The 21,659-nt window shown below is 71.1% G+C and carries 25 protein-coding genes; 18 read left to right on the forward strand and 7 right to left on the reverse strand.

What is annotated here, in order from left to right; genetic code table 11:
- The 10 genes from VGV13_11355 to VGV13_11400 all read left to right on the forward strand — a co-directional run.
- Positions 1-288 (forward strand): iron-containing redox enzyme family protein (locus tag VGV13_11355; protein ID HEV8641684.1); only part of this gene is annotated, 288 nt, incomplete at its 5' end.
- Positions 289-309: 21 nt separating this feature from the next.
- Positions 310-645 (forward strand): Rieske (2Fe-2S) protein, encoded by a 336-nt coding sequence (locus tag VGV13_11360; protein ID HEV8641685.1) that lies wholly within the window; start codon positions 310-312, stop codon positions 643-645.
- Positions 642-1,067, forward strand: coding sequence for a heme-binding protein (locus tag VGV13_11365; GenBank protein HEV8641686.1), 426 nt, complete (start codon positions 642-644; stop codon positions 1,065-1,067). The genes VGV13_11360 and VGV13_11365 overlap by 4 nt, the downstream gene beginning before the upstream one ends.
- Positions 1,068-1,101: 34 nt before the next feature.
- On the forward strand, positions 1,102-1,257 hold the full coding sequence (locus VGV13_11370) for a hypothetical protein (GenBank protein ID HEV8641687.1): 156 nt from the start codon (positions 1,102-1,104) through the stop codon (positions 1,255-1,257).
- The gene (locus tag VGV13_11375; protein ID HEV8641688.1) at positions 1,254-2,453 is read left to right on the forward strand and encodes a CoA transferase; all 1,200 of its coding nucleotides are present in this window, start codon (positions 1,254-1,256) and stop codon (positions 2,451-2,453) included. Before VGV13_11370 ends, VGV13_11375 begins: the two co-directional genes overlap by 4 nt.
- Positions 2,454-3,338 carry a TatD family hydrolase gene (locus VGV13_11380; GenBank protein ID HEV8641689.1) on the forward strand — a complete coding sequence of 295 codons (885 nt, stop codon included), beginning with the start codon at positions 2,454-2,456 and terminating at the stop codon, positions 3,336-3,338.
- A 4-nt stretch (positions 3,339-3,342) separates the two neighbouring features.
- Positions 3,343-3,786 (forward strand): AMP-binding protein, encoded by a 444-nt coding sequence (locus VGV13_11385; protein ID HEV8641690.1) that lies wholly within the window; start codon positions 3,343-3,345, stop codon positions 3,784-3,786.
- A complete protein-coding gene (locus tag VGV13_11390) occupies positions 3,783-4,910 on the forward strand; it encodes a nitronate monooxygenase (GenBank protein HEV8641691.1) in 1,128 nt (375 codons plus the stop codon). Before VGV13_11385 ends, VGV13_11390 begins: the two co-directional genes overlap by 4 nt.
- A complete protein-coding gene (locus VGV13_11395; GenBank protein ID HEV8641692.1) occupies positions 4,907-5,926 on the forward strand; it encodes a TIGR03617 family F420-dependent LLM class oxidoreductase in 1,020 nt (339 codons plus the stop codon). Before VGV13_11390 ends, VGV13_11395 begins: the two co-directional genes overlap by 4 nt.
- 10 nt (positions 5,927-5,936) lie before the next feature.
- A complete protein-coding gene (locus tag VGV13_11400; GenBank protein HEV8641693.1) occupies positions 5,937-6,965 on the forward strand; it encodes a zinc-binding dehydrogenase in 1,029 nt (342 codons plus the stop codon).
- 30 nt (positions 6,966-6,995) lie between these two features.
- On the opposite strand, the gene VGV13_11405 is transcribed toward VGV13_11400, so the two are convergent.
- From VGV13_11405 to VGV13_11420, 4 genes are all read right to left on the reverse strand, one after another.
- A complete protein-coding gene (locus tag VGV13_11405) occupies positions 6,996-8,531 on the reverse strand; it encodes a hypothetical protein (GenBank protein HEV8641694.1) in 1,536 nt (511 codons plus the stop codon).
- A gap of 45 nt (positions 8,532-8,576) precedes the next feature.
- A complete protein-coding gene (locus VGV13_11410; GenBank protein HEV8641695.1) occupies positions 8,577-8,972 on the reverse strand; it encodes a hypothetical protein in 396 nt (131 codons plus the stop codon).
- A gap of 77 nt (positions 8,973-9,049) precedes the next feature.
- Positions 9,050-9,577, reverse strand: a complete 528-nt coding sequence (locus VGV13_11415; protein HEV8641696.1) for a hypothetical protein — start codon at positions 9,575-9,577, stop codon at positions 9,050-9,052.
- A 217-nt stretch (positions 9,578-9,794) separates the two neighbouring features.
- Positions 9,795-10,592, reverse strand: coding sequence for an NUDIX hydrolase (locus tag VGV13_11420; protein HEV8641697.1), 798 nt, complete (start codon positions 10,590-10,592; stop codon positions 9,795-9,797).
- 59 nt (positions 10,593-10,651) lie between these two features.
- Here VGV13_11420 and VGV13_11425 point away from each other — a divergent pair, with 59 nt between their 5' ends.
- The 5 genes from VGV13_11425 to VGV13_11445 all read left to right on the forward strand — a co-directional run bounded on the left by VGV13_11425 (position 10,652) and on the right by VGV13_11445 (position 16,692).
- Positions 10,652-11,110 carry a RidA family protein gene (locus tag VGV13_11425; GenBank protein HEV8641698.1) on the forward strand — a complete coding sequence of 153 codons (459 nt, stop codon included), beginning with the start codon at positions 10,652-10,654 and terminating at the stop codon, positions 11,108-11,110.
- Positions 11,111-11,239: 129 nt separating this feature from the next.
- Positions 11,240-12,379 (forward strand): LytS/YhcK type 5TM receptor domain-containing protein, encoded by a 1,140-nt coding sequence (locus tag VGV13_11430; GenBank protein ID HEV8641699.1) that lies wholly within the window; start codon positions 11,240-11,242, stop codon positions 12,377-12,379.
- Entirely contained in the window at positions 12,376-12,531 is a 156-nt protein-coding gene (locus VGV13_11435; protein ID HEV8641700.1) for a hypothetical protein, read from the forward strand. Before VGV13_11430 ends, VGV13_11435 begins: the two co-directional genes overlap by 4 nt.
- Before the next feature lie 19 nt (positions 12,532-12,550).
- A complete protein-coding gene (locus VGV13_11440) occupies positions 12,551-14,917 on the forward strand; it encodes a xanthine dehydrogenase family protein molybdopterin-binding subunit (GenBank protein ID HEV8641701.1) in 2,367 nt (788 codons plus the stop codon).
- Positions 14,918-14,949: 32 nt separating this feature from the next.
- Positions 14,950-16,692: a GAF domain-containing protein gene (locus tag VGV13_11445; GenBank protein HEV8641702.1), complete on the forward strand. Its 1,743-nt coding sequence runs from the start codon at positions 14,950-14,952 to the stop codon at positions 16,690-16,692.
- Positions 16,693-16,810: 118 nt separating this feature from the next.
- Here VGV13_11445 and VGV13_11450 read toward each other — a convergent pair whose 3' ends face one another.
- From VGV13_11450 to VGV13_11460, 3 genes are all read right to left on the reverse strand, one after another.
- Entirely contained in the window at positions 16,811-17,626 is an 816-nt protein-coding gene (locus tag VGV13_11450; GenBank protein ID HEV8641703.1) for a cobalamin-binding protein, read from the reverse strand.
- Positions 17,623-17,802, reverse strand: coding sequence for a hypothetical protein (locus VGV13_11455; GenBank protein ID HEV8641704.1), 180 nt, complete (start codon positions 17,800-17,802; stop codon positions 17,623-17,625). Before VGV13_11455 ends, VGV13_11450 begins: the two co-directional genes overlap by 4 nt.
- Before the next feature lie 162 nt (positions 17,803-17,964).
- Positions 17,965-18,333: a hypothetical protein gene (locus VGV13_11460; protein HEV8641705.1), complete on the reverse strand. Its 369-nt coding sequence runs from the start codon at positions 18,331-18,333 to the stop codon at positions 17,965-17,967.
- A 26-nt stretch (positions 18,334-18,359) separates the two neighbouring features.
- Here VGV13_11460 and polX point away from each other — a divergent pair, with 26 nt between their 5' ends.
- Genes polX through VGV13_11475 form a run of 3 tightly spaced genes read left to right on the forward strand, consistent with a single transcriptional unit; the run spans position 18,360 to position 21,653 of the window.
- Complete coding sequence (gene polX / locus VGV13_11465) at positions 18,360-20,078, forward strand: DNA polymerase/3'-5' exonuclease PolX (protein ID HEV8641706.1); 1,719 nt, start codon at positions 18,360-18,362, stop codon at positions 20,076-20,078.
- A gap of 22 nt (positions 20,079-20,100) precedes the next feature.
- Positions 20,101-20,655, forward strand: coding sequence for an RNA-binding protein (locus VGV13_11470; GenBank protein ID HEV8641707.1), 555 nt, complete (start codon positions 20,101-20,103; stop codon positions 20,653-20,655).
- A gap of 17 nt (positions 20,656-20,672) precedes the next feature.
- Complete coding sequence (locus VGV13_11475) at positions 20,673-21,653, forward strand: hypothetical protein (protein ID HEV8641708.1); 981 nt, start codon at positions 20,673-20,675, stop codon at positions 21,651-21,653.
- Positions 21,654-21,659 lie beyond the last annotated feature (6 nt).

Consider the following 21,659-nt stretch of genomic DNA (forward strand, 5'->3'; position numbering starts at 1 on the left):
GCCGGCCTCCTCGTGGGCCTCGAATCGCAGGTGCCGGGCATCTACCGGCGGAACCTGCCCCCGCTCAAGCCCCTCTACGGCTTCACCGACCACGAGGTCGAGTTCTTCGCCATCCACATCGAGGCCGACGAGGTGCACGGCGAGCGCGGGTACGAGATCGTCGAGACGTACGCGACGACGCCCGCCGAGCGGCAGCAGGCCGTCGAGGCCGTGCGCCAGGCGACCGAGATGCGCTGGCAGTACATGAGCGGCCTGCATCGCGCCCATGTCTTGAAAGAGGACCTGTGAGGAGCGGCCGGCACCGCGCCGATGTCCTCAGAGAGGACAGCTGAACGACACGTCGGGCGCCTCGACGATCTGGCGCCCGGTCAGCTCAGGCTCGTGGACATCGACGGCACGCGCGTGGTGCTCGCGCGCGCGGGCGACGCCGTCTACGCCTGCGGCGACGCCTGCGCCCACAAGGGCGGCCCGCTCAGCGAGGGACGGCTCTCCGGCACGCGGCTGGCGTGCCCCTGGCACGGCTGGATGTACGACGTGAAGACCGGGCAGTGCGTCATCCCGAGCCGCGGCGGCCGAGTGCCGAGCTACCCGGTCCGGATCGAGGACGGCGAGCTGTGGCTCGACATGGGGGACTCACCGGAATGACGCTCACATTGAAGCAGGCGCGGGAGTGCATCGCGCGCGGCGTGGACAAGGCGCGCGAGCTCGGATTCAAGGTCGCCATCGCCGTCGTGGACGAGGCCGGGCACCTCGTGGCCTGCGATCGCATGGACGGCGCGCTGTGGATCACGCCGGAGATCGCGCGCGCCAAGGCCAACGCCGCCGCCGGCTTCCAGGCGAGCACGCGCGAGCTCGAGGAGCGCTTCACCACGCGCATGCTGTTCGCCGAGAACGTCGCCGCGCTGGGCGACTACCGGCTCGTCTTCGGCCGGGGCGGCGTGCCCGTGGTGGAGGGCGACCGGATCCTGGGCGCCGTCGGCGTGAGCGGCGCCGTCCCTGCCGACAACGACCACACGATCGCCGACGCCGCCGCCGGCCACCCCGTGCTTGGCAAGGCCCACGGATAGGCGGTCACGTCGCGACTGCGATACTCTGTCAGCCGTGAAGTTCGAGGTCGAGGTCTACCAGGACGCGACGGGCCAATGGGTGGCGACGGCCGTCGAGTACCAGATCACGGTGACGGGCCGGACGGAGAAGGAAGCGCTCGCCCGGGTGATGGACGCGCTCTCCGCTCGTCTCAAGCGGACGGCGCCGTGAGCGGCGGCCCGGCCTCTCGCGCGCTCGCCGGCCTTCGCGTGATCGACTGCTCGCGGCTCATCGCCGGCGGCGTCCTCGCCACGGTCCTCGCCGATCACGGCGCCGACGTGATCAAGGTCGAGAATCCGCGCGGCGGCGATCCCCTGCGCACCTGGCTGAGCGACCGGGGCCAGCTCTGGTGGAAGGTCTACGCGCGCGGCAAGCGCTCGATCACGCTCAATCTCGCCGTCCCCCGCGGCCAGGAGTTGCTGAAGACTCTGGTAACTGGCGCCGACGTGTTGATCGAGAACTTCCGGCCCGGCACCTTCGAGAAGTGGGGGCTCGGCTGGGACGCGCTTTCGGTGGCGAATCCCCGCCTGATCTTCGCGCGCGTTTCCGGCTGGGGTCAGGACGGCCCCTACCGCGACCGGCCGGGCTTCGGCACGATGGTCGAGGCGATGAGCGGCTTCGCCGTCACGACCGGGCCGGCCGATGGCCCGCCCACGCTCCCGTCGTTTCCGATGGCCGACATGGTGGCGGCCCTCGCGGGCGCCTCCGCCGTGCTGGCCGCCCTCCGCCACCGCGATCAGATCTCCGGCCGCGGCCAGGTCATCGACATCTCGCTCTACGAGCCGCTGCTGGCGGTGCTGGGGCCGGCCGCCGCCGAGTACGCGCAGGACGGCATCGTGCACACGCGCCACGGCAACCAGTCGGGCAACGCCAGCCCCCGCGGCACTTACCGTACGCGAGACGGCAAGTGGGTGGCGCTCTCGGCGTCGACGCCGGCCTCGGCCGAGGCGCTCTTCAAGGGGCTGGGCCTGGGCCACTTCCTCGGCGACCCCCGCTTCGCGACTAACGACGCGCGCGTCCGGCACAACGATCTGGTGGACGCCGCGCTCGGCGAGGCGATCGGCCGGCGCCCGCTCGACGAGATGCAGCATCTCTTCGAGACGATCGACCTCACGGCCAGCCCCGTGTACGACATCGCCGACATCACCAAGGACCCGCACGTCACCGCCCGCGGGATCCTCGCCGACGTGCCGGACCCGGAGCTGGGCTCGGTGCGCATGGTCGCCCCCACGCCGCGCCTCCGCGACACGCCGGCGGCCATCACCTGGGCCGGACCTCCGCTCGGCGCCCACAACCGCGAGGTGTATGCGGGGATCGGCGTGGACGGGGCCGAGCTCGATGAGCTGAAACGCCAGGAGGTCGTCTGAATGCGCCGGGCCAGGCGCGCCACCAGGACGGCGCTGCTGCTCGGGATCATCGCGATCTCGCTCTGCGGCACCCCGCCCACGAGCGTGGCTGCCGACTACACCGGCCCGCTCATCGACGCCCATTCCCACGTGCCCAGCGCGACTGCCATCGACGCCTACGTCGCCGCCATGAAGCGGCACAACGTGGCCAAGGTCGTGCTGCTCGGCGTGGGCGGCGTGCAGAAGGACGATTCGGCCTGGATCGCCGGGGCGGCCCGGAAGTATCCCGACCGCGTGATTCCCGGATTACCTCTGCCCGACCCCACCAGTGCGGCCGCGGCCGCGCGCCTCGACGACGAGCTCGGCAAGAAGCAAGCGCGCGTGGTGGGCGAAGTCCACGTGCGCCAGGTCTCGCGCAAGATCGATCGCAATCCCGGGGAGCCGGCGTTCGTGAAGGTGCTCGAGGTCGCCGCGCGCCACCAGGCGCCCGTCGTCATCCACGACGAGCTGGACCCCCGGGCGGCGGCCGCGCTCGAGGCCGCGCTGAAGGCCCAGCCTGGGGCCACCATCATCCTGGCCCACGGCGGGAGCGCCTCACCGGCGCTGCTGGAGGCGTTGCTCCGGCGCCATCCGAAGCTCATGGTGGATCTCTCGGGGATGCACTTTCAGCGCACCCCCCACCTCGCCACCGAGGAGGGTCCGCTCGATCCTTCGTGGAAGGCGCTCATCGAGGAGCGGCCCGACCGGTTCCTGATGGGCATCGACCTGTGGGCGCCGCGTCTGTTCGAGCCGGCGATGCTCGATCGCCTGATGAAGTGGACGCGCCGGGTCCTCGGCGAGCTGCGGCCCGAGGTCGCCCAGCGCGTCGCCTACACGAACGCCGCAACCCTCTTCGGCGTCAAGTAGGGCCGTGGCCGCCAACCCGTTCGCGGAGTCTACTGGCGGCGGCCGGCTCGACGGGATCGCCGCGCGCCATCCCGACCGCGAGGCGATCGTCTTCGGCCGCGATCGCTCGCTGACGCTGGCCCGCGGGCTCACGGCGCTGGGCCTCGGCCCCGGCGACAAGGTCGCGGTCTGGCTCCCCAGCCGCCCCCCGTGGTTCAGCGCCCGGCAGGCCTGCGCGCGAATCGGGGCCGTGGTCGTGGCCCTGAACCCCCGCTACCGCGCGCACGAGCTGTCGTACATCCTGGCGCAGTCGGACTCGAAGGCGCTCCTGCTCACCGATCACTTCGGGGCGATCGACTACCGCGTCGTCCGCTTCGTGAAGGACGGGCCCCGCCCGCCGGGGCCCCACGGCGACGAGGTGCAGCGGGGCAACCTGCGCGAGCAGGCGCTCCAGGAGATGACACGATGACCTTCCGCACGGCGCTCTGTGATCTGGTCGGCATCGACCATCCGATCGTGCAGTCGGACATGGGCGGCGTCGCCGGGCCCGACCTCGTCGCCGAGGTCTCGCGCGCCGGCGGTCTCGGCGTCCTCGCCGGCCTCAACGTGCCGCCGGACGACCTGCGCCGGATGATCCACCGCGTGCGCGAGCTCACCGATCGCCCCTTCGGCGTCAATCTCTGGCTTCACACGGCGCTTCGCCCGCCGGTGGACGTGGCCACCGTCGCCGAGGCGACCGTGCGCGCCGTCCAGGGAACGCTCAACGGATTCCGCGAGCGCCTGGGCCTTCCCCGGACGGTCGCCCGCCCACCCGGCGCGCCCGACCTGATCGACGCCGCCTTCCGCGTGATCCTCGAGGAGCGCGTCCCGGTCTGGTCGATCGGCCTGGGCGACCCCGGCTCCGAGATGGTGCGCGAGTGCCGATCCCGCGGCATCAAGGTCATGGCGATGGTGGCCACGGTGGAGGACGCGCGGGCGGTCGCCGCCTCCGGCGTGGACATCGTCGTCGCCCAGGGGAGCGAGGCGGGCGGCCACCGCTCGACGTGGGTCAAACGGGCGTCCGCCGAGGCGGCCAACGTCGGGACCATGGCCCTGGTGCCGCAGATCGTGGACGTGGTGCGGGTCCCGGTGGTCGCCGCCGGCGGCATCGCCGACGGCCGAGGCCTGGTGGCGGCGCTGGCCCTGGGCGCCAGCGGCATCCTCCTCGGCACCCGGTTCGTGGCCACGCGGGAGTCGGCGGCGGCCGAGTTCTGGAAGAAGAACCTGCTCGAGCGCGACAGCGACGCCACCACGGTGACCGACGCCTTCACGGGACTCTATGCCCGCGCGCTACAGAATACGTTCAGCCGCGACTACACGGCGTCCGGCGCGCCCGTGTTGCCGCCACTCGTCCAGCGTAACGCGGCCAACGACGTGTACCTGGCCGCGCTCAAGCGGGCCGACGGCGAGTACTATCCGATGTGGTCGGGGCAGAGCGTGGGGCTCATTCACGACCTGCCCGGCGCGGCCGAGGTGGTCGAGACGATCATGCGGGAGGCGCGCGCCGTGCTGGCCGCGTTGTCCGACCGCGAGCGGGGAGGACGTCCCTCGTGAAGCTCGACATCGGCATGCTGACCCACGATCTCACGTCCATCCCGGACTATGCGCGAAAGGTCGAGGCGCTGGGGTTCGACTGCCTCTGGTCCTCCGAGACCCAGCACGATCCATTCCTGCCCCTGGCCGTGGCGGCCACGGTGACCTCGCGGCTGAGGCTCGGCACCGCGATCGCCGTGGCCTTCCCGCGCAGCCCCATGATCACCGCGCACATCGCTTGGGACCTCCAGAAGGCCTCCGAGGGACGGTTCATCCTGGGCCTCGGCTCCCAGGTCAAGGGGCACAACGAGCGCCGGTTCTCCGTGAAGTTCGACGCGCCCGGGCCCCGGATGCGCGAGATCGTGCTGGCCCTCCGCGCCATCTGGAGCTGCTGGCAGCAGGGCACCCGGCTCAACTTCAAGGGCGAGTTCTACCGCTTCGACCTGATGACGCCCTTCTTCAACCCGGGACCGATCGCCCACCCCGAGATTCCCATCTACATCGCCGGGGTGAACGCGTACATGTGCCGCATCGCCGGCGAGGTGTGCGACGGCCTGCACGTCCACCCGTTCAACAGCCCCACCTACCTGCGCCAGTACGTCCATCCCGCCGTGGAGGAAGGGCTGCGCGCGGCCGGCCGCTCGCGCAAGGACTTCACCTACACCACCTCGACGTTCGTGATCCTGGGCGACACCGAGGAGGAGTTCCGCCGCGAGCGCGAGGCGGTCCGCCAGCAGATCGCCTTCTATGCGTCCACCCGGACGTACGCGCCCGTGCTGGCCGCCCACGGCTGGCAGGACCTCGCGGCCACGCTGCACCGCAAGTCCGTCGAGGGCGACTGGACCGGCATGGCCGCCCTGATCACCGACGAGATGGTGGACACCTACGCCGTCACCGGCACCTACGCGAACATCGCGGCGCGGATCACGGAGCGCTACGCGGGGCTGCTGGACCGCACGGCCTTCTATCGACCGCGGCCGCCGGGGCTCGACGACCCCCGACTGCCGCGCGTGGTCGGAGCGTTCAACCAGACCTGAAGGGAGATCCATGAAAGCGCTGGCCTTCAACGAGTTCGGCGGCCCCGACAAGCTCAGACTCCAGGACGTTCCCGACCCGAAGATCGGGCCCGACGAGGCGCTGATTCGCGTCCGGGCCTGCGCCCTGAATCACCTCGACATCTTCGTCCGCGAAGGCATCCCGGCGCTGAAGACGCCCCTGCCCTTCTGGACGGGCTGCGACATCGCCGGCGACATCGCCGAGGTCGGGGCCGCGGTCGCCGGCGTGAAGGCGGGCGACCGCGTGGTGGTCAATCCGAACGTCACCTGTGGGCGCTGCGAGTTCTGCATCCAGGGCGAGGACAGCCTCTGCGTGCGCTACGGCATCGTCGGCGAGCACGTCCCCGGCGGAATGGCCGAGCTCGTGAAGGTGCGGGGCGACAACGTGCTCAAGCTCCCCGACCGCATCAGCTACGAGGACGCGGCGTCCTTCGTTCTCACCAACATGACCGCCTGGCGCATGGTGGTCACCCAGGGCCAGGTGCGGGCCGGGCAGGATGTCCTCATCCTCGGGGTCGGCGGCGGCGTGTCGTCGACCGCCGTGCAGATCGCCAAGCTCTGCGGGGCGCGCGTCTTCGTCACCTCGTCGAGCGACGCCAAGCTCGAGCGGGCCCGCCAGCTCGGTGCCGACGTGGGCATCAACTACGCGAAAGAGGATTGGGCGAAGGTGGTCTTCGACAAGACGGGTCGGCGCGGCGTGGATCTCGTCATCGAGAACGTCGGGGCGTCGACGTGGAAGCAGTCCCTCCGGTCGGTGCGCAAGGGCGGCCGGCTCGTCACCTGCGGAGCGACCACCGGCCCCATCGGCGAGACCGACATCCGCATCGTCTTCTGGAACCAGATCCACATCATCGGCTCGACCATGGCCAACCGCAGGGAGTTCAACGAGGTCCTGCGGCTGTTCTGCGACGGCAAGCTCAGAGCCATCGTGGACGAGGTGGTGCCCCTCAAGGACGGTGCCGCCGCCCAGCAGCGCCTGGCCGAGGGAAAGCAGTTCGGGAAGATCGTGTTGAGGGTCTGAGGCGCCGCCCGGCTTGACGGCGTCGGTTCGCTAGTGACGGCCGCGGCGCTCGGGCTTCTCGATCCGCTCCGGCCGCTGAGGCCGCTCGACTCTCTCGATCCGTTCCGGTTTCTGCGGCCGCTCCGGGCGCTCGATCCGCTCCGGCCGCTCCACCTTCTCCACCCGCTCGGGCTTGTCCAGCGGCTCCAGCCTCTCCGGCCGTTCCGCTCGCTCCACGCGCTCCACGCGTTCGGGGCGGTCCCGGCGTTCAGGGCGGTCCCGGCGTCGCGGGCGCTCGATCTTGTGCGGGCGCTCCGGCTTGTCCAAAGGCGCCGGTCGCTCGACTGTGTCGCGTCGGTCCGACGACGGGGACGCCGAGCGCTGGATCGCTCCGCCCGCTCGCCCTTTGAGCGTCCGTCCGGGGTTGGCCTGGCCGGCGCCCGGCGCGATCGACGGCGCGGGCTCGAACGGCCCGCTGCTCGGCGATGTGGTATCCGCCGTCGGGGTCGGTGCCGTCGCGCTCGGGCCTGCGGGGCTCGGAGGCACCGGCGGCGAGCTCTTCAGGGGCTCGCCCGGCGTATGACTCGGCGTCACGGGCAGCGCCGTCCTCGGTGGTTCGGGCGGCGTTGCGACCTTCGGGGTCTCGGCAGGCGGAGGCGCGACCGTCGGCGGTTCGACCCGCGCATCCGGCGCCGCCGCCCTCGGAGCCTCGGGCGCCACGGCCCTCAGTGGTTCGGGCGACGCGACCCGCGGTGGTTCGGGCGGCGCCACTGTCGGCGCAGGCGCGACGACGTTCGGCGTGACCGGCGCTGAGCTGCGGGACGCCAACGCCCCCTCCCCTCCCGCGCCCGATGAGCGGAGGCGCGGAGGCGGCAGAATGCGCTCGGCCCGCTCGATCTTCTCGGAGCGGGCTGGCGCCACTCGTTCCACGACTGCGCTTCCTCGACCGACGTCGGCCGTGCGCGCCGCGGGCGATACCGGCTCCGGACGGTTCGACGCCGATGCCGGTGCGGGCGGAGGCGCTACGGGTGGCGGCGCCGGCGCGGCCTGATCGCCGGAGCGCGCGATCGCCGACGGCTCGGCGGTGACGGACGCCGAGCCAGGCGGTATGCTGCCGGGACCGGCCCCTCGCCGGTCGGCAACGGAGCTGGCGGGCAGGCGCGCCCTCGTACTGCGCACGTGCCGCGTGGCGATGGCGCCGTTCGGGCCCGCCCCGCCGTTCGCCGAAGCCGAACGGCCCAGATCTTCGAATCGCAGACGCAGCCGATCGGCGGCGTCACCGACCTGGTAGAGCACGGCCATCACCGTGCTGACCCGTCCGGACAGCGCCCGGAACTCCTGCTGCACGGAAGCGGGCGCCCCCGACCAGGTCAGAGCCACGACGGCCAGGACCGCGGCGATGCCGAAGCTGGCGCCCGCGGCGCCGTGGCCGACCTTCGTGATCGAACCCCGACGGCGCTGCCCGTCCGGCTGGCCGTCGGGCGAGGTCGCAAAGCCGTAGAGATAGACGAGGACGCAGACGATCAACGCCCCGACGACGCTCGCCACCATGGTGCCGATGAGCGCGAAATGTGCAAGCTCGTTCATATGTCACCCAGCAAATTGCGTTGAGCAATCCCCGGGCCAGGGAACTCAGCGCGCGGGTCGTTCGGAGGCCGGCAGCCACGGCTCCGATCGTTCCACGCGGAGCAGCATGGCCTCCACGGAAACGTTGATCTGGCGAACCAGCGACTCGATCGCGCTGACGCGCGCAGCGAGCGCGTGCAGATCGTCGGCGAGTCGGGCGGGGTCCGCGACGCCGGACCGGGGCGAGAGCGCGACGACTGTCAGCAGCGTCGTGACGGCGAAGCAGGTGGCGGCGAAGGTATATCCCAGGCGGGTGACGAAGATGCGGCGGCGCGCGACATCGATCCGCTCGTCCTCGGGGGGAAGGAAGCCATATTTGACAATCAACCCACAGAGCACCAGGCCCCCCAGGGCGCTCGCCACGATGCTCCCGGTCAGGGCGTAGTGGGCAAGCGTGTTCATACGGCGCACTCGGCCCTGGGCATAGCGCAATAATCGAGCCAGTTGGCGAGGCGGGGCGGAGCCGGATCGCGAGCTCTCTAGGGGTCGACCCTCAGCTTCGGGTGACGGAGCCCGAAATAGGCGGCCATCGTCGCGGCGGCCAGCAGGTTGGCCACCAGCACGGACGGCCACGTGAGCACTTTTAGAATGGGGGCCGCGAAGAGCATCGCCGCGATCGTGAACCCGAACTCGAAGACGACGAAGAGTAACAGGATGCCGAAGCCGATGCTGGGGTTGCGTTCGGCCATGCCGAGCAGCCGGGAGACGACGCCACCGATGGCCGCGAAGGCGAGGCCGTGGACCCACGTGAACATCAGGACCATCTCCATCGAGACGGGCAGGGTCTCCACCGCGGCCAGCCCGGCGCCGCGGCGGAAGAGGGCCGTGCCCAGCACCGTGGGCGTGTAGAGCGGCCGTCCGTTGATCACGTCGACGACCAGGAACCAGGCGGCGACGGTCGCGGCCCCGATGATGCCCGCGATGATGCCTTCCTGGTAGAGTCTCGCCGTGTCGGAGCCGGCAGTGGTGGCGGGAGCGGCGGTGGTCGCGCCGGGCTGAGTGGTCATCGCCCTCTCCTTTCGGGGGTCGGAGCCCACCTCATCGACGGATGCCGCAGTATATTCCCGGCGCCGCGGGCGGCGCAACGACCTCCGGGCGACGGCGAGGAGCCTCCGACTATCTGGTAGCCTGTCGGAATAACCGCGGTTCGAGCGCCGCCTTCGCCGGCGCAACCCGTCCTGGGGGAGGCTCGGAGGGGGCCGTAACGTCCGCCCCCTTCGATGACTAGTAGTAGCCCGGCTCGCCGGGGAGGATCGCGCGCTGGGTGCCGTGTTCGGTGATGAGCCGCGGGCGGACCATCGACACGCGGCGTCCTTGCAGGCGCCGGAGCGCCTCCGCGCTGGAGGCGGCGCCGTCGAAGAGCGTGAGATTCGTGAGCGTCGGCAGCCGGAGCGGGATCGCCCCGCGCCGGCCCGCTTCCAGGGCCGCGGCGGGCCCCAGCCACCGCACCGCCACGATCTCGCGCTCGTCGGCCACCGCTTCCTGGCTCGGGAACATCTCGGCCGCGAAGAAACGCGTGTCGAAACGGAGCGGCCGCTCCTCGGGCGTGATCCAGTGCGCGAAATACGTGAGGCGATCCGTGGCCAGCGTGAGGCGCTCCCCACGCACCATCTCCCAGAACGCGCGATGGTCCCGCTGGCAGGCGCGCCGGTAGTCGGCGAAGCGGGGCCCGTCCACGCACGCCGGGCGTCCACCCGGCTCGTAAGCGAGCAGCACGCCGACCTCCTCGAAGGCCTCGCGGATGGCGCCGACGCAGTAGCCGAGGGCCGTGGGCGCGGCCGCCTCGAGGCCGAGCCGGTGGGCCGCATCGTCCGCGTTCAGCCCGGCACACCACCGGCCAGGGTCGTCGGGCGTGTCGTCGTCTTCGACCTTGCCTCCCGGGAACACGAAGTCACCGGCGGCGAACCGGCTCTCGAGGTGGCGCTGGATCAGGAGCGTCTCGACGCCGCCTCCGGGACGGTCGCGCAGGAGCACCAGCGTGGCGGCCGGCACGGGAGCGGTGGGCGCTGGTTTGACGGACACCCCGGCAGTGTGACACGATGACCGCGCTCTGTCATTCCCGTGAAGGAGGACGACGTCGGATGGGCGCCGAGGCACGCCTGAAAGAAAAGAACATCACGCTGCCCACGCCGCCGACGCCGTTGGCGAACTACGTGGGCGCGGTCCGGGTCGGCAACCTGCTCTTCCTCTCCGGCCACGGCCCGCTCCGCGACGGCAAGGCCACCGCCCGCGGCAAGCTGGGCAAGGACCTGTCGGTGGAGCAGGGCTATCAGGTGGCCCGCCAGGTCGGGCTCAATCTGTTGGCCACCACGCGCGCGACGCTGGGCAGCCTCGACAAGGTCAAGCGCGTCGTCAAGGTCCTCGGCATGGTCAACTCGGCGGAGGGCTTCGGTGACCAGCCCAAGGTCATCAACGGCTTCTCCGATCTCATGGTGGAAGTCTTCGGCGACATCGGTCGGCACGCGCGCTCGGCCGTCGGCATGGCCGAGTTGCCGATGGGCATCCCCGTCGAGATCGAGATGATCCTCGAGGTGGAGTAAGAGGGACCTCAGATCGACCTGCACCACGCCCTCGAAGCCGCCGGCGTCGTCGTCCTCGGGCTCCTCTTTTACTCGTACACGTATCACTGGTTCCAGCCGGGCCGCCGGGGCAACCGGCGCTGGCGGGTCCTGGTCAACGGGCTCGTCTTCGGCGCGCTCTCCGTGGTCCTGATGATCGCCCGCATCCAGCTCGCCGACGGTCTCTACATCGACGCGCGCAGCGTCCCGGTGGCGCTCATCGGCCTGTTCGAGGGCTGGCAGGCGGGGCTCCTGGCCAGCGCCCTGCCCGTAATCTATCGCCTGGTCAAGCTGGGCGGCGCCGGCGCGCTCGCGGGCGCGGCCGGCGTGATCGTGGCCGGCCTGCTGGGGGGACTGGCCCACGCGTGGGCGCGGCGCCAGGGCCGCGTGCGCGCCCACCACGCGTTCGCGCTCAGCGGCGCCGTCTTTGTCGCCACGTTCGTCACCTTCGCGGCAGTAGGGCCCTACGCCCTCAGGCTCTTCGGCCTCGTGTGGCTGCCCATGCTGGTGACGTACCTCGTCGGGATCGGGCTGGTCGCGCGGCTCTTCCAGGACGTGGTCGAGCAGGCGCACCTGGCCGCCGGGCAGCAGCGCTTCCGCGCCATCATCGACGAGGCGTCCGAGGCCATCCGCATCGTGGACCCCGACACCTTCAAGATCATCGACGTCAACCGCCGGGAGTGCGAGCTGTCGGGCTACCGCCCCCAGGAGATGATCGGCCGCGACGTGCGCCAGTTCTGGCCGACCGAGCCCGAACTGCGCGCCCGGCAGGAGGCGTCCGCCGCCGAGGCCCGGGCCCAGGGCTACGCGCGCGCCTTCGGCATGCCGTATCGCACCCGGTCCGGGCGGATCGTGTCGGTGGATTCCACCCGTCGCATCGTCGCGCACCGGGGGCGCCGCTACGAGATCATCGTCTTTCGCGAGGCGGCCGAACGCGAGGCCGTTGAGGCCAGCCGCCGCGAGGCGGGCGAGCTGCGGGCGGTCACCCTGCTGGCGGGCGCAGCCGCGCACGAGATCAACAACCCGTTGGCGGTCGTCATGGGCTCCCTCGATCTGCTGTCGCGGCGGCTGCCCGACGACGGCCAGGAAGCCCGGTGGGTAGAGCAGGCCCTCGACGGCGTCCGCCGCATCCGCGACATCGTGGCGCGCATGACGCGCATCACCAAAATCGAGAGCACGCCGGCCGGCGCGAACCTGCCGCCGATCCTCGACCTCGAGAGATCCAGCGACGACCCCAAGGAGACGTCATGAATTTCGTGCTGGACATCGCCATCATCCTCATCTCCCTCGTCTTCCTCTCCATCGTCGGGCTCGTCGCGGGCGCCGCGATCCCCGGGCTCTTCCTGGCCGCCGCCGCCCCCTGGCTCGACCGGATCCTGCCCGCGCGCAAGAAGCGGGACTGAGCGGGCCCGGGGAAGCCTCATGGGCGCGAAGTACTTCGGCGCGGCGGTCCGACGCCGCGAAGACCCCCGCTTCCTGCGCGGCGAGGCGCGCTACGTCGACGACGTGAAGCTGCCCGGGCTGCTGCACGCCGCGTTCCTCCGGTCACCCCACGCTCACGCGCGCCTGGGAAGGATTCGGACGGAGGCCGCCGCCCGGATGCCCGGCGTCGTCCGCGTCTTCACGTTCGCCGACCTGGAGCGCTGGATGAAGCCGCTGCCTCTCTTCGGGGCGCCGCCGCCGGGGCTCGCCGCGGCGATTCGCTTCGACGTCCGCCAGGCGCCGCAGTACCCGCTCTGCCGGGATCGCGCGCGCCACGTCGGCGAGGCCGTGGCCATGGTCGTGGCCGGGAGCCGCGCCCAGGCCGAGGATGCCGTCGAGCGGATCGAGGTGGACTGGGATCCCCTGCCCGCCGTCGTCGACATGCGGGGGGCGGCCGAGCCCAGCGCCCCGTTGGTCCATCCCGAATGGGGGACCAATGTCGCCGTGGGCTTCACCCACGCGATCGGCGACCCCGACGGCGCGTTCGCGGACGCCGAGGTGGTCGTCCACGACACGTTCCATATCCAGCGCTACGTGGGCATGCCGATCGAAACGCGCGGGGTGGTGGCGCAGTGGGACCGGCGGGACGGGACGCTCATCACCTGGAACAGCACCCAGGTCGCCCACTTCGTGCAGCAGGGGCTGGCGGCCACTCTCGACCTGCCGCACCACAAGATCCGGGTGATCGCGCCGGACCTCGGCGGCGGCTTCGGGACGAAGGCCTCGGGCTATGCCGAGGACGCGCTCGTCCCCATCGCGGCGATGGTCCTCCACCGTCCCGTCAAGTGGATCGAGGACCGACGCGAGCACATGATGGCCGCCGCCCACGCGCGGCATCAGATCCACGACATCGCGCTGGCGGCGAAGCGGGACGGGACGATGCTCGGCGTCCGTGACCGGATCTGGCTCGACCTCGGCGCCTACAACGTGTGGGGCATCGTGCTGCCCTACAACACCGTCGCGCACCTGCTCGGCCCTCACCGGATCCGGAACATGCGCGTCGATGTCCGCGGCGTCGTGACCCACAAGACGCCCAACGCCCCCTACCGGGGCGCCGGCCGGCCCGAGACGGTCTTCGCCATGGACCGCATCGTCGATCGTCTGGCGCGCGAGCTGGGCCTCGACCCCGCCGACATCCGCCGGCGCAACTACATCGCTCCCGACCAGCTGCCCTGGGACCTCGGCATGCCCTACCGCGACGGCAATCCCCTCGTCTACGACAGCGGCGACTTCCCCGCGGCGCTGGAGGCCGCGCTGAAGGCGGCGGGGTACGACGACTTCCGTCGCGAACAGCCGCAGCTGCGCGCCCGCGGCGTGTGGCGCGGCATCGGCATCTCCGGCTACGTGGAGGGCACGGCCATCGGCCCCTTCGAGGGCGCCAGCGTGAAGCTGGACCTCTCGGGACGGGTGACCGTGGCCACCGGTGCCGTCAGCTCCGGTCAGGGCCACGAGACCGCCTTCGCCCAGGTCTGCGCCGATGTCCTGGGCGTACCGATCGAGCACGTGACGGTTGTGGGCGGCGACACCGCGGCCGTGCCCTTCGGCGTCGGCACCTTCGCCAGCCGCAGCGGCGTCACCGCCGGCAGCTCGATCGCCGACGCGGCGCGCGAGGTGCGGGACAAGCTGGTGCGGGCCGCCGCCGCGCTCCTGGAGGCGGCGCCGGCCGACGTGGAGATCGAGGACGGGCGCGTCTTCGTCCGCGGCGCGCCCGCCTCGGCGGTTCCCCTCGCGCGCGTCATCCAGGCCTCCATCCCGACGTTCGCCCAGCCGGGGGTGGCGACGCCCGATTTCGAAGCGAGCGCCTACCATCACGTCCCCACCGTGACCTACGCCAGCGCCGTCCACGTCGCCCAGGTGGAGGTGGACATCGGCACCGGCCACACGCGCCTGATGAAGTACGTCGTCGCCCACGACTGCGGGAAGGTCATCAACCCGCTCATCGTCGAAGGTCAGGTGCACGGTGGCGTGGCCCAAGGGGTGGGCGGAGCGCTCTTCGAGGAGATGGTCTACGACGAGCAGGGCCAGCTCCTGACCGGCAGCCTCATGGACTACCTGATCCCCACCGCGGTGGAGCTGCCGCCGATCGACACCGTCCACCTGGAGTGCCCGTCGCCCCGCAACCCGCTGGGCGCCAAGGGCCTGGGCGAAGGCGGCGCGATCTCGCCGCCGGCGGCCATCGCCAACGCGATCGAGGACGCGCTCCAGCCCTTCGGCGTCCGCATCACGTCGACGCCGGTGAGCCCCGGTCGGCTGCTGGCGCTGATCGAGGCGCGCCGCGCGATCGGCGCCGCCGAGGAAGAGGGGTAGAACGCCCGACCTCGGGCATACTATCTCTGCTCATGGCCGCGCCACGGTCCGAGAACACCCAAGAAGCCCGACTCCGCGCCCTGGCCCGGCTGAACCGGCTCGTCTCGTCGTCCCTCCACATCGACGAGGTCCTGTCCGCCATCGCCCGCGCGGCCGCCGAGCTGATGAAAGTGCCGGCCGTCTCCTTCTGGATCGTCGACGAGAGCGCCCGACGGCTGGAGCTCGGCGGCTTCTCCGATCCGGACCTGTTCGCGGATTTCCCCACGAGGAGCGTGAGCTTCGATCAGGGCGGCCTCGGGTATGTGGCGACGCACCGCCAGTCGATCCACGTTCCCGACGTCTTCGCCGACCCGCGATTCTTCGCGCTCGAATGGTGGCGCGCCCACGGCCTCAAGAGCTACTTCGCCACTCCCGTGATGCTGGGCGAGACATTCCTCGCGGTGCTGGCCATGACGGCCCACGAGCCCTTCCACTTCGATCAGAACGAAACAGAGGTGCTAGACGGCCTCGTCGCCCACGCCGCCGTCGCCATCCGCAACGCCCGGCTCTTCGCCGCCAGCGAAGCCCGCCGCCGGGAGGCCGAAGCGCTGGCCGAGGTCGGCCGCCTGCTCTCGCAGACGCTCGATCTTGGCGTCGTCGCCGAGCAGATCGCCGAAACCGTGCGGGCCCTGCTCGACGTGCGATCGGCCGGCGTCTACCGGCTCGAACCGGAATCCGGCGACCTGGTGGTGATGGCCACCTCCGCAGCGCCGACGGCAACGTTCGAATATCCCCTCGTGCTGCCCCGTGGCACCGGCGTGCCCGGCCTGGCGGTCAGGCAAAAGGCGCCGGTGGTGACGCCCGACGCCCTGGCGGATCCCCGGATCACCTTCTGGGAGGGCTCGCGCGTCTACGTGGAACGGTCGGACTACCGCGCGGTGCTGGCCGTGCCCTTCCTCGTCCAGGACCGGGTGATCGGCGCCCTCGCCGTCGGCGATCGTCTGGGCCGCGTCTTCGACGACACGGCGATCGGTCTCGCCCAGGCCTTCGCCGACCAGGCGGCGCTGGCGCTGGAGAACGCCCGCCTCTTCCACGAGGCCGACGAGCGGCGCCTGCTGGCCGAGGACGCCGAAGAGCGCTATCGGAGCCTGTTCGATCGCGTGCCGGTCGGGCTCTATCGGGAGACGCCCGAGGGCAAGCTCCTCGATGCCAACACGGCCCTGGCCCAGATGCTGGGCTACCCCAACCGTGAGGCGCTGCTGGGCGTCAGCGTGGCCGAGCACTACGCGAGCCCCCAGGACCTCCAGCGCTGGCTGGCCCTGCTCGAGCGGGAGGGCATCGCCCGCGACTTCGAGGTCCGGCTGCGCCGGCGCGACGGGCGTCTCATCTGGGCGCGCAAGAGCGCCCGGGTCGTCCGGTACCTGGCCGGCCGCGTGCTCTATTACGAGGGCGTCCAGGAGGACGTCACCGAACGCAAGCGCGCCGAGGAAGCCGAACGCCAGGCCGAAGCGCTCCGGTCGGTCGCGCGTCTGGCCAACGCGGCGGCGCACGAGATCAACAACCCGCTATCCGTCGTCATCGGTCGCCTCGAGCTCCTGGCCCGGCACTTCCGCGGCGACGACGCCGCGCGCGGGCACATCGAGCAGGCCATCATCGCCGGCCGGCGAATCAGCGAGATGATCTCGCACATGCGGGGGATCACGCGCCTGGAGATCGCCGATCAACCACCGGGGCTCGAGCCGATCCTCGATCTCAAGAAATCCAGCGAAGCCCGCCCGGAGGGCCCAGCCACCTAGACTTAGACTCGTCAGGAGCGGGTCGGGGTGACCGCTGTGCGAGCGGGCTTCGCCCGCGCAGCCTATGGGGTGGTATGGATCGCGGAGGGGGCCGTAACGTCCGCCCCCTCCGATCTACCTAGCGGGCGAAGAGCGCGGGCAGCGTGCGCAGGGCCTCGGCGATGCGGGGCCCGTGCCAGGAGAAGGGCTTGCCGTCCACCAGGTGAATCCGCCCCTCCCGCACGGCCGGGATGTCCGGGTACGGTGCAAAGTCCCGGAGATGGACGGGGCGGAAGCGGAAGGGCTCGTCGGGCAGCACGATCACCTCGGGCCGGCGGGCGGCGACCTCGTCGAGGCTGACTGTCGGATAGCGCTGGGGATGGTCGGCGAAGACGTTGGCGGCGCCGCACACGTGGAGCACGTCGTGGATGTAGGTGTCCCGGTTGATCGTCATGTAGGGATCGCGCCAGATCGCGTAGAAGGCGCGGGCGGGGGCATGCCGCCGCGTCGCCGCGGCGACCTCCGCGTACAGCGTCTGCAGCTCCCCGGCAATCTGGGCCGCCCGCGCCTGCGTGCCCGTCACCTCGCCCAGGTCCGAGACCATCTGGATGGCGTCGGCCACCGTTCTTGGATACGTGACCCACACGGGAATCCCCCAGCCCCGCAGCGTGTCGATGTGCTCCCGGACGTTCTCCTCGATGTTGGCGACGACGAGATCCGGCCGGAGCCCGCGGATCTTCTCGAGATCGGGATTCTTCTCGCCGCCGATACGCGTCTTGGCGCGGACGACGTCGGCGGGCTCGCGGCAGTAGACGGTGACCCCGACCAGGGCATCGGCCAGGCCCAGGGCGCAGAGCGTCTCGGTGGTGCTGGGGATCAGCGAGACCAGGCGTCGCGGCGGCCGGCCCGGCGGGAGCGCGAGCGCGACGCCGGACGCGTCGACGAGCCGGCTCACGCGATGCGGCGGCTCCGGAGGCGCTCGACCAGCGCGATGATCTCGCGCGTCCGCTCGGCGACCTCCTGATCGAGCTTCATGATCTCCTCGCGCGGCGCCTTCCGATCGATGGCATCCTCCAGATTCGTCACCGCCACCCCGAAAATTTTCAACAGCTTTCGCGTGTCATCAGCCATGAAGCAGCCTCCTCAGTTGGTGCCGCCCGCGGGACCAGCCGGGTCCGCCGACCCGTTCGCGCCGCGGACGACGAGGCGCACCGCGGTGTATGAGCCATCGCCACACGGAGACGGCGGCGCCGACCTCGTGGTCGCCGGATCCGGCTGGTCCCGCGGGCGGCATCAGTCCAGCGCGAGCTCCGGGGCGGACTTCCAGAGCGGCTCCCCGTCAGGCTTGAAGTTCTTGGTGTTGAGGAAGTGCATTCCCTGGTGGAGGTTCATCTTGAACTTGCCGCCGCCGTAGCGGGCGCGGATCCAGCTCGTGGGGTCCTCGAGAAACGGCTCCATCTCGCACGCCTCCAGGCGCACCAGCCACTTGAAGCGGATGGTGCCGGCAAAGGGCTCCTGCACCCCGATCGTCGCCGTGAGCTGGGGCCACACCCGGGCGAACTCCTCCAGGAGCTGTCGACGCGTGGGGCGCTCCACGCCCCCGTTGAGGAGATTCCGTCTGAGATAGGGCTCGATCAGCTCCCAGCACCAAGCGGCGATCACGGCGGAGGCGAGTGTATCATGAGGCTGTGAAAAACTTCGAGATCGCGCGGCTCTTCTACGAGATCGCCACGCTCCTCGAGGTGAAGAACGAGAGCGTCTTCCGGATCCGCGCCTACCAGCGCGCCGCCCAGACGCTCGAGACGCTGGCCGAGGACGTCGCGGCGGTGGCCGCGCGCAAAGAGCTGACCAGGCTGCCGGGCATCGGCCGCGATCTCGCCGCCCGCATCGAGGAGTACCTGGCCACCCGCAAGATCGCCCAACTGGAGGCCATGCGCGCCGAGCTGCCCGCGAGCTTCCCCACCCTGCTCGAGGTCCGCGGACTCGGGCCCCGGACGGCCAAGCTCCTCTACGACCGGCTGGGGGTGGACTCCATCGAGCGCCTGGAGGAGATCTGCCGGTCCGGGGAGATCCTCAAAGTGCCGGGCGTCCGCCAGAAGACCTGCGAGAACATCCTCAAGGGCATCGCCATCTGGAAGGCAGGGCAGTCGCGCACCCTGCTCGGCAAGGCACGGCAGATCGCGGCGCGGCTGGTCGAGACGCTCCGCGCCCACGGCGGCGTGGAGCGCATCGAGGTGGCCGGCTCGCTCCGCCGCCTGCGCGAGACGGTCAAGGACATCGACCTCCTCGTCACCTCCACCGATCCCAGCCGGGTCATCAAGACCTTCGTCACCCTGCCCTCCGTCATCGAGGTCGTCGCCCAGGGGGAGACCAAGGCCTCGGTGCGCCACCAGGAGGGCCTCCAGGTGGACCTCCGGGTCGTCGAGCCCGAGACCTTCGGCGCGGCCCTGCAGTACTTCACCGGCTCCAAGGACCACAACGTGCGGGTGCGCGAACTGGCGCGGCGCCAGGGGATGAGCATCAGCGAGTACGGCGTCTTCCAGGAGAAGACGGGCGCGCGGGTCGGCGGCGCCACCGAGGAGGAGGTCTACGCGGCCATCGGACTCGGCTGGATCCCGCCCGAGCTGCGCGAGAACACGGGCGAGATCGAGGCGGCCCGGGCCGGCCGCCTGCCCCCGGTGGTCACCGCCGCCGCGATTCGCGGCGATCTCCACGCCCATACCGACTGGTCGGACGGCCATCACCCGCTGGAGCAGTTGGTCGAGGCGGCCCAGGCCCGCGGCTACGAGTACATCATCGTCTCCGACCACTCCAGGTCGGCGACGGTGGCCGGGGGGCTGACCGAGGACGAGCTGCGCGCCCAGGGCCAGAAGATCCGCGAGCTGCAGCCCCGCTTCAAGATCCGCATCCTGACGGGCAGCGAATGCGATATCCTCGCGGACGGGACGATGGACTTCCCCGACGAGGTGCTGCGCGAGCTGGACATCGTGCTCGCGGCCGTGCACTCCCGCTTCAAACAGACGCGCCAGGAGATGACCGCGCGCATCGTACGCGCGCTCGAAAACCCGCACGTCGACATCCTGGCGCACCCGACCGGCCGGCTCATCGGAACGCGCGATCCATATGACGTCGATCTGGAGGCGGTCTTCGCCGCGGCGAGGCGGCACGGCAAGGCCATCGAGATCAACTCGTCGCCCGAACGGATGGACCTGGCCGACGTCCACGCCCGCCGGGCGGGCGAGCTGGGCATTCCCATCGCCGTGAACACCGACACCCACTATCTCTCCAACCTCGACAATCTCGAGCTGGGCCTCGGGATCGCCCGGCGCGCGTGGATCGGCCCGGCCCAGGTCCTCAATGCCCGGCCGCTGGCCGACCTGTTGGCCTGGGCCAGCCGCGGGCGCTGATCGCCGTGAAAGGAGCCCCGACATGTCCGTGAAGCTGTTCGTCGGAGGCCTCTCGTTCACCACCTCGAACGAGAGCCTGCGCGAGGCGTTCGCACGCTTCGGCACCGTCGCCTCCGCCCTGGTCATGACCGATCGCGAGACCGGTCGCTCGCGTGGCTTCGGGTTCGTGGAGATGTCGACGACCGAGGAGGCGGAGCGCGCCATCAGCGGGCTGAGCGGCTCGATGCTCGACGGACGGGCGATCCGCGTCGACAAGGCAACGCCGCGCGGCGCTCGGGGAACCGCTCCGGCGCGTCGGCCGAGCGGTCCGCCATCCAGCCGGGGAGGCTTCGGCGGCGGCGGCGCCGGCGGCGGTGGCGGCGGCTTTCCGCCGCGCGGGGGTGGGGGGGGTGGCGATCGCCCCTGGGGCGAGACGCGGGGGCCCGGGCGGGGCGGACAAGGTCGGGGCGAGCGGCGCCGCGGAAGCGGTGAGGGGGATCCGCGCCGGCCCGGCGGCCCGCGCCGGGGACGGCCGACCAACGAGCGCCGGAGCGACGACAAAGGGCGCCGGGGGGAGGACAGCGGTTACCGCTGGTGACGCTGGAGATACCAGTGATGGGGACCCTGAGGAGCTCCCTCGTTGCAGTCGCTCTTCTGTGGGTGTCCAGCTCGATGGCGGTCGCCCAGCAGCCGACTCCGGCGCCGTCGGACCTGTCGTTCACGGTGGGAGGCCGCGGCGTCGTCACCACCGGCAGGACCAAGTGGAGCGTGGCGGACTCCAGCGGATCCCCCAACGTGCTCTCCGAGCTCAGATGGCGCGGGGTGGACAGCTTCGTGGCCGAGGTCAACGCCGAGGTCGTCTGGAAGCGTATCGTGCTGCTCGGTAGCTTGGGCGGGGGCATCGTCAACCAGGGTGTCCTGATCGACGAGGACTTCGCCCTGGACGACAGGCAAGGGCAAACGGGGCGGACCCGCTCCGACGTCACGGGCGACGGCCTGTTCTACATGAACACCGACGTCGGCCTCCGGGTGTTCACCTGGGGCGATCCCCGGACGCCGGCGTCGCTCGGGTACGTCGACCTCTTCGTCGGCTATCAATACTGGCGCGAGGAGTACGAGGCCTCCGGGGCCAAAGGCTTCATCCCCGTCCGAAACCCTCCTCCTCCCTCCGTCCCGGTCGGGATCCCGACGAGCGTCGAGGTCATCCGCGAGGAGTTCACCTGGCAGAGCCTCCGCGTCGGCGGGCGGGCCCGGGTCCCGGTGTACCGGGGGCTCGCGGCCAAGCTGAGCGCGGTGATCCTGCCCTGGTCCTACTCCCGGCTCGAGGACGTCCACCTGCTCAGGTCCGACCTCAAGCAGGACCCCAGCTTCGTGGCGGAAGCCCAGGGCGGCTTCGGCGTCCAGCTTGACGCAGGGCTGAGCTACAGCGTCTGGCGTGGGCTCTCGGCCGAGGCCGGCTTTCGGTACTGGCGAATCGACTCGGGCGATGGCGACACGGTCGCCCGCGGCGTGACGGGCACTGCGAAGTCGAGGCTCAACGAAATCATCATCGAGCGGTACGGTCCCTACGTCGGTGTGACGTACCGGTTCTTCTGACCCCGA

The organism is Candidatus Methylomirabilota bacterium, from assembly GCA_036001065.1.
In the GTDB taxonomy this organism is placed as follows: domain Bacteria; phylum Methylomirabilota; class Methylomirabilia; order Rokubacteriales; family CSP1-6; genus MNEF01.

Coding starts and splice junctions, on each gene's coding strand:
- VGV13_11360 (HEV8641685.1), top strand. CDS start 310: ATGTCCTCAGAGAGGACAGCTGAACGACACGTCGGGCGCCTCGACGAT.
- VGV13_11365 (HEV8641686.1), top strand. CDS start 642: ATGACGCTCACATTGAAGCAGGCGCGGGAGTGCATCGCGCGCGGCGTG.
- VGV13_11380 (HEV8641689.1), top strand. CDS start 2,454: ATGCGCCGGGCCAGGCGCGCCACCAGGACGGCGCTGCTGCTCGGGATC.
- VGV13_11390 (HEV8641691.1), top strand. CDS start 3,783: ATGACCTTCCGCACGGCGCTCTGTGATCTGGTCGGCATCGACCATCCG.
- VGV13_11400 (HEV8641693.1), top strand. CDS start 5,937: ATGAAAGCGCTGGCCTTCAACGAGTTCGGCGGCCCCGACAAGCTCAGA.
- VGV13_11405 (HEV8641694.1), bottom strand. CDS start 8,531: ATGAACGAGCTTGCACATTTCGCGCTCATCGGCACCATGGTGGCGAGC.
- VGV13_11410 (HEV8641695.1), bottom strand. CDS start 8,972: ATGAACACGCTTGCCCACTACGCCCTGACCGGGAGCATCGTGGCGAGC.
- VGV13_11415 (HEV8641696.1), bottom strand. CDS start 9,577: ATGACCACTCAGCCCGGCGCGACCACCGCCGCTCCCGCCACCACTGCC.
- VGV13_11425 (HEV8641698.1), top strand. CDS start 10,652: ATGGGCGCCGAGGCACGCCTGAAAGAAAAGAACATCACGCTGCCCACG.
- VGV13_11435 (HEV8641700.1), top strand. CDS start 12,376: ATGAATTTCGTGCTGGACATCGCCATCATCCTCATCTCCCTCGTCTTC.
- VGV13_11440 (HEV8641701.1), top strand. CDS start 12,551: ATGGGCGCGAAGTACTTCGGCGCGGCGGTCCGACGCCGCGAAGACCCC.
- VGV13_11445 (HEV8641702.1), top strand. CDS start 14,950: ATGGCCGCGCCACGGTCCGAGAACACCCAAGAAGCCCGACTCCGCGCC.
- VGV13_11455 (HEV8641704.1), bottom strand. CDS start 17,802: ATGGCTGATGACACGCGAAAGCTGTTGAAAATTTTCGGGGTGGCGGTG.
- VGV13_11470 (HEV8641707.1), top strand. CDS start 20,101: ATGTCCGTGAAGCTGTTCGTCGGAGGCCTCTCGTTCACCACCTCGAAC.
- VGV13_11475 (HEV8641708.1), top strand. CDS start 20,673: ATGGGGACCCTGAGGAGCTCCCTCGTTGCAGTCGCTCTTCTGTGGGTG.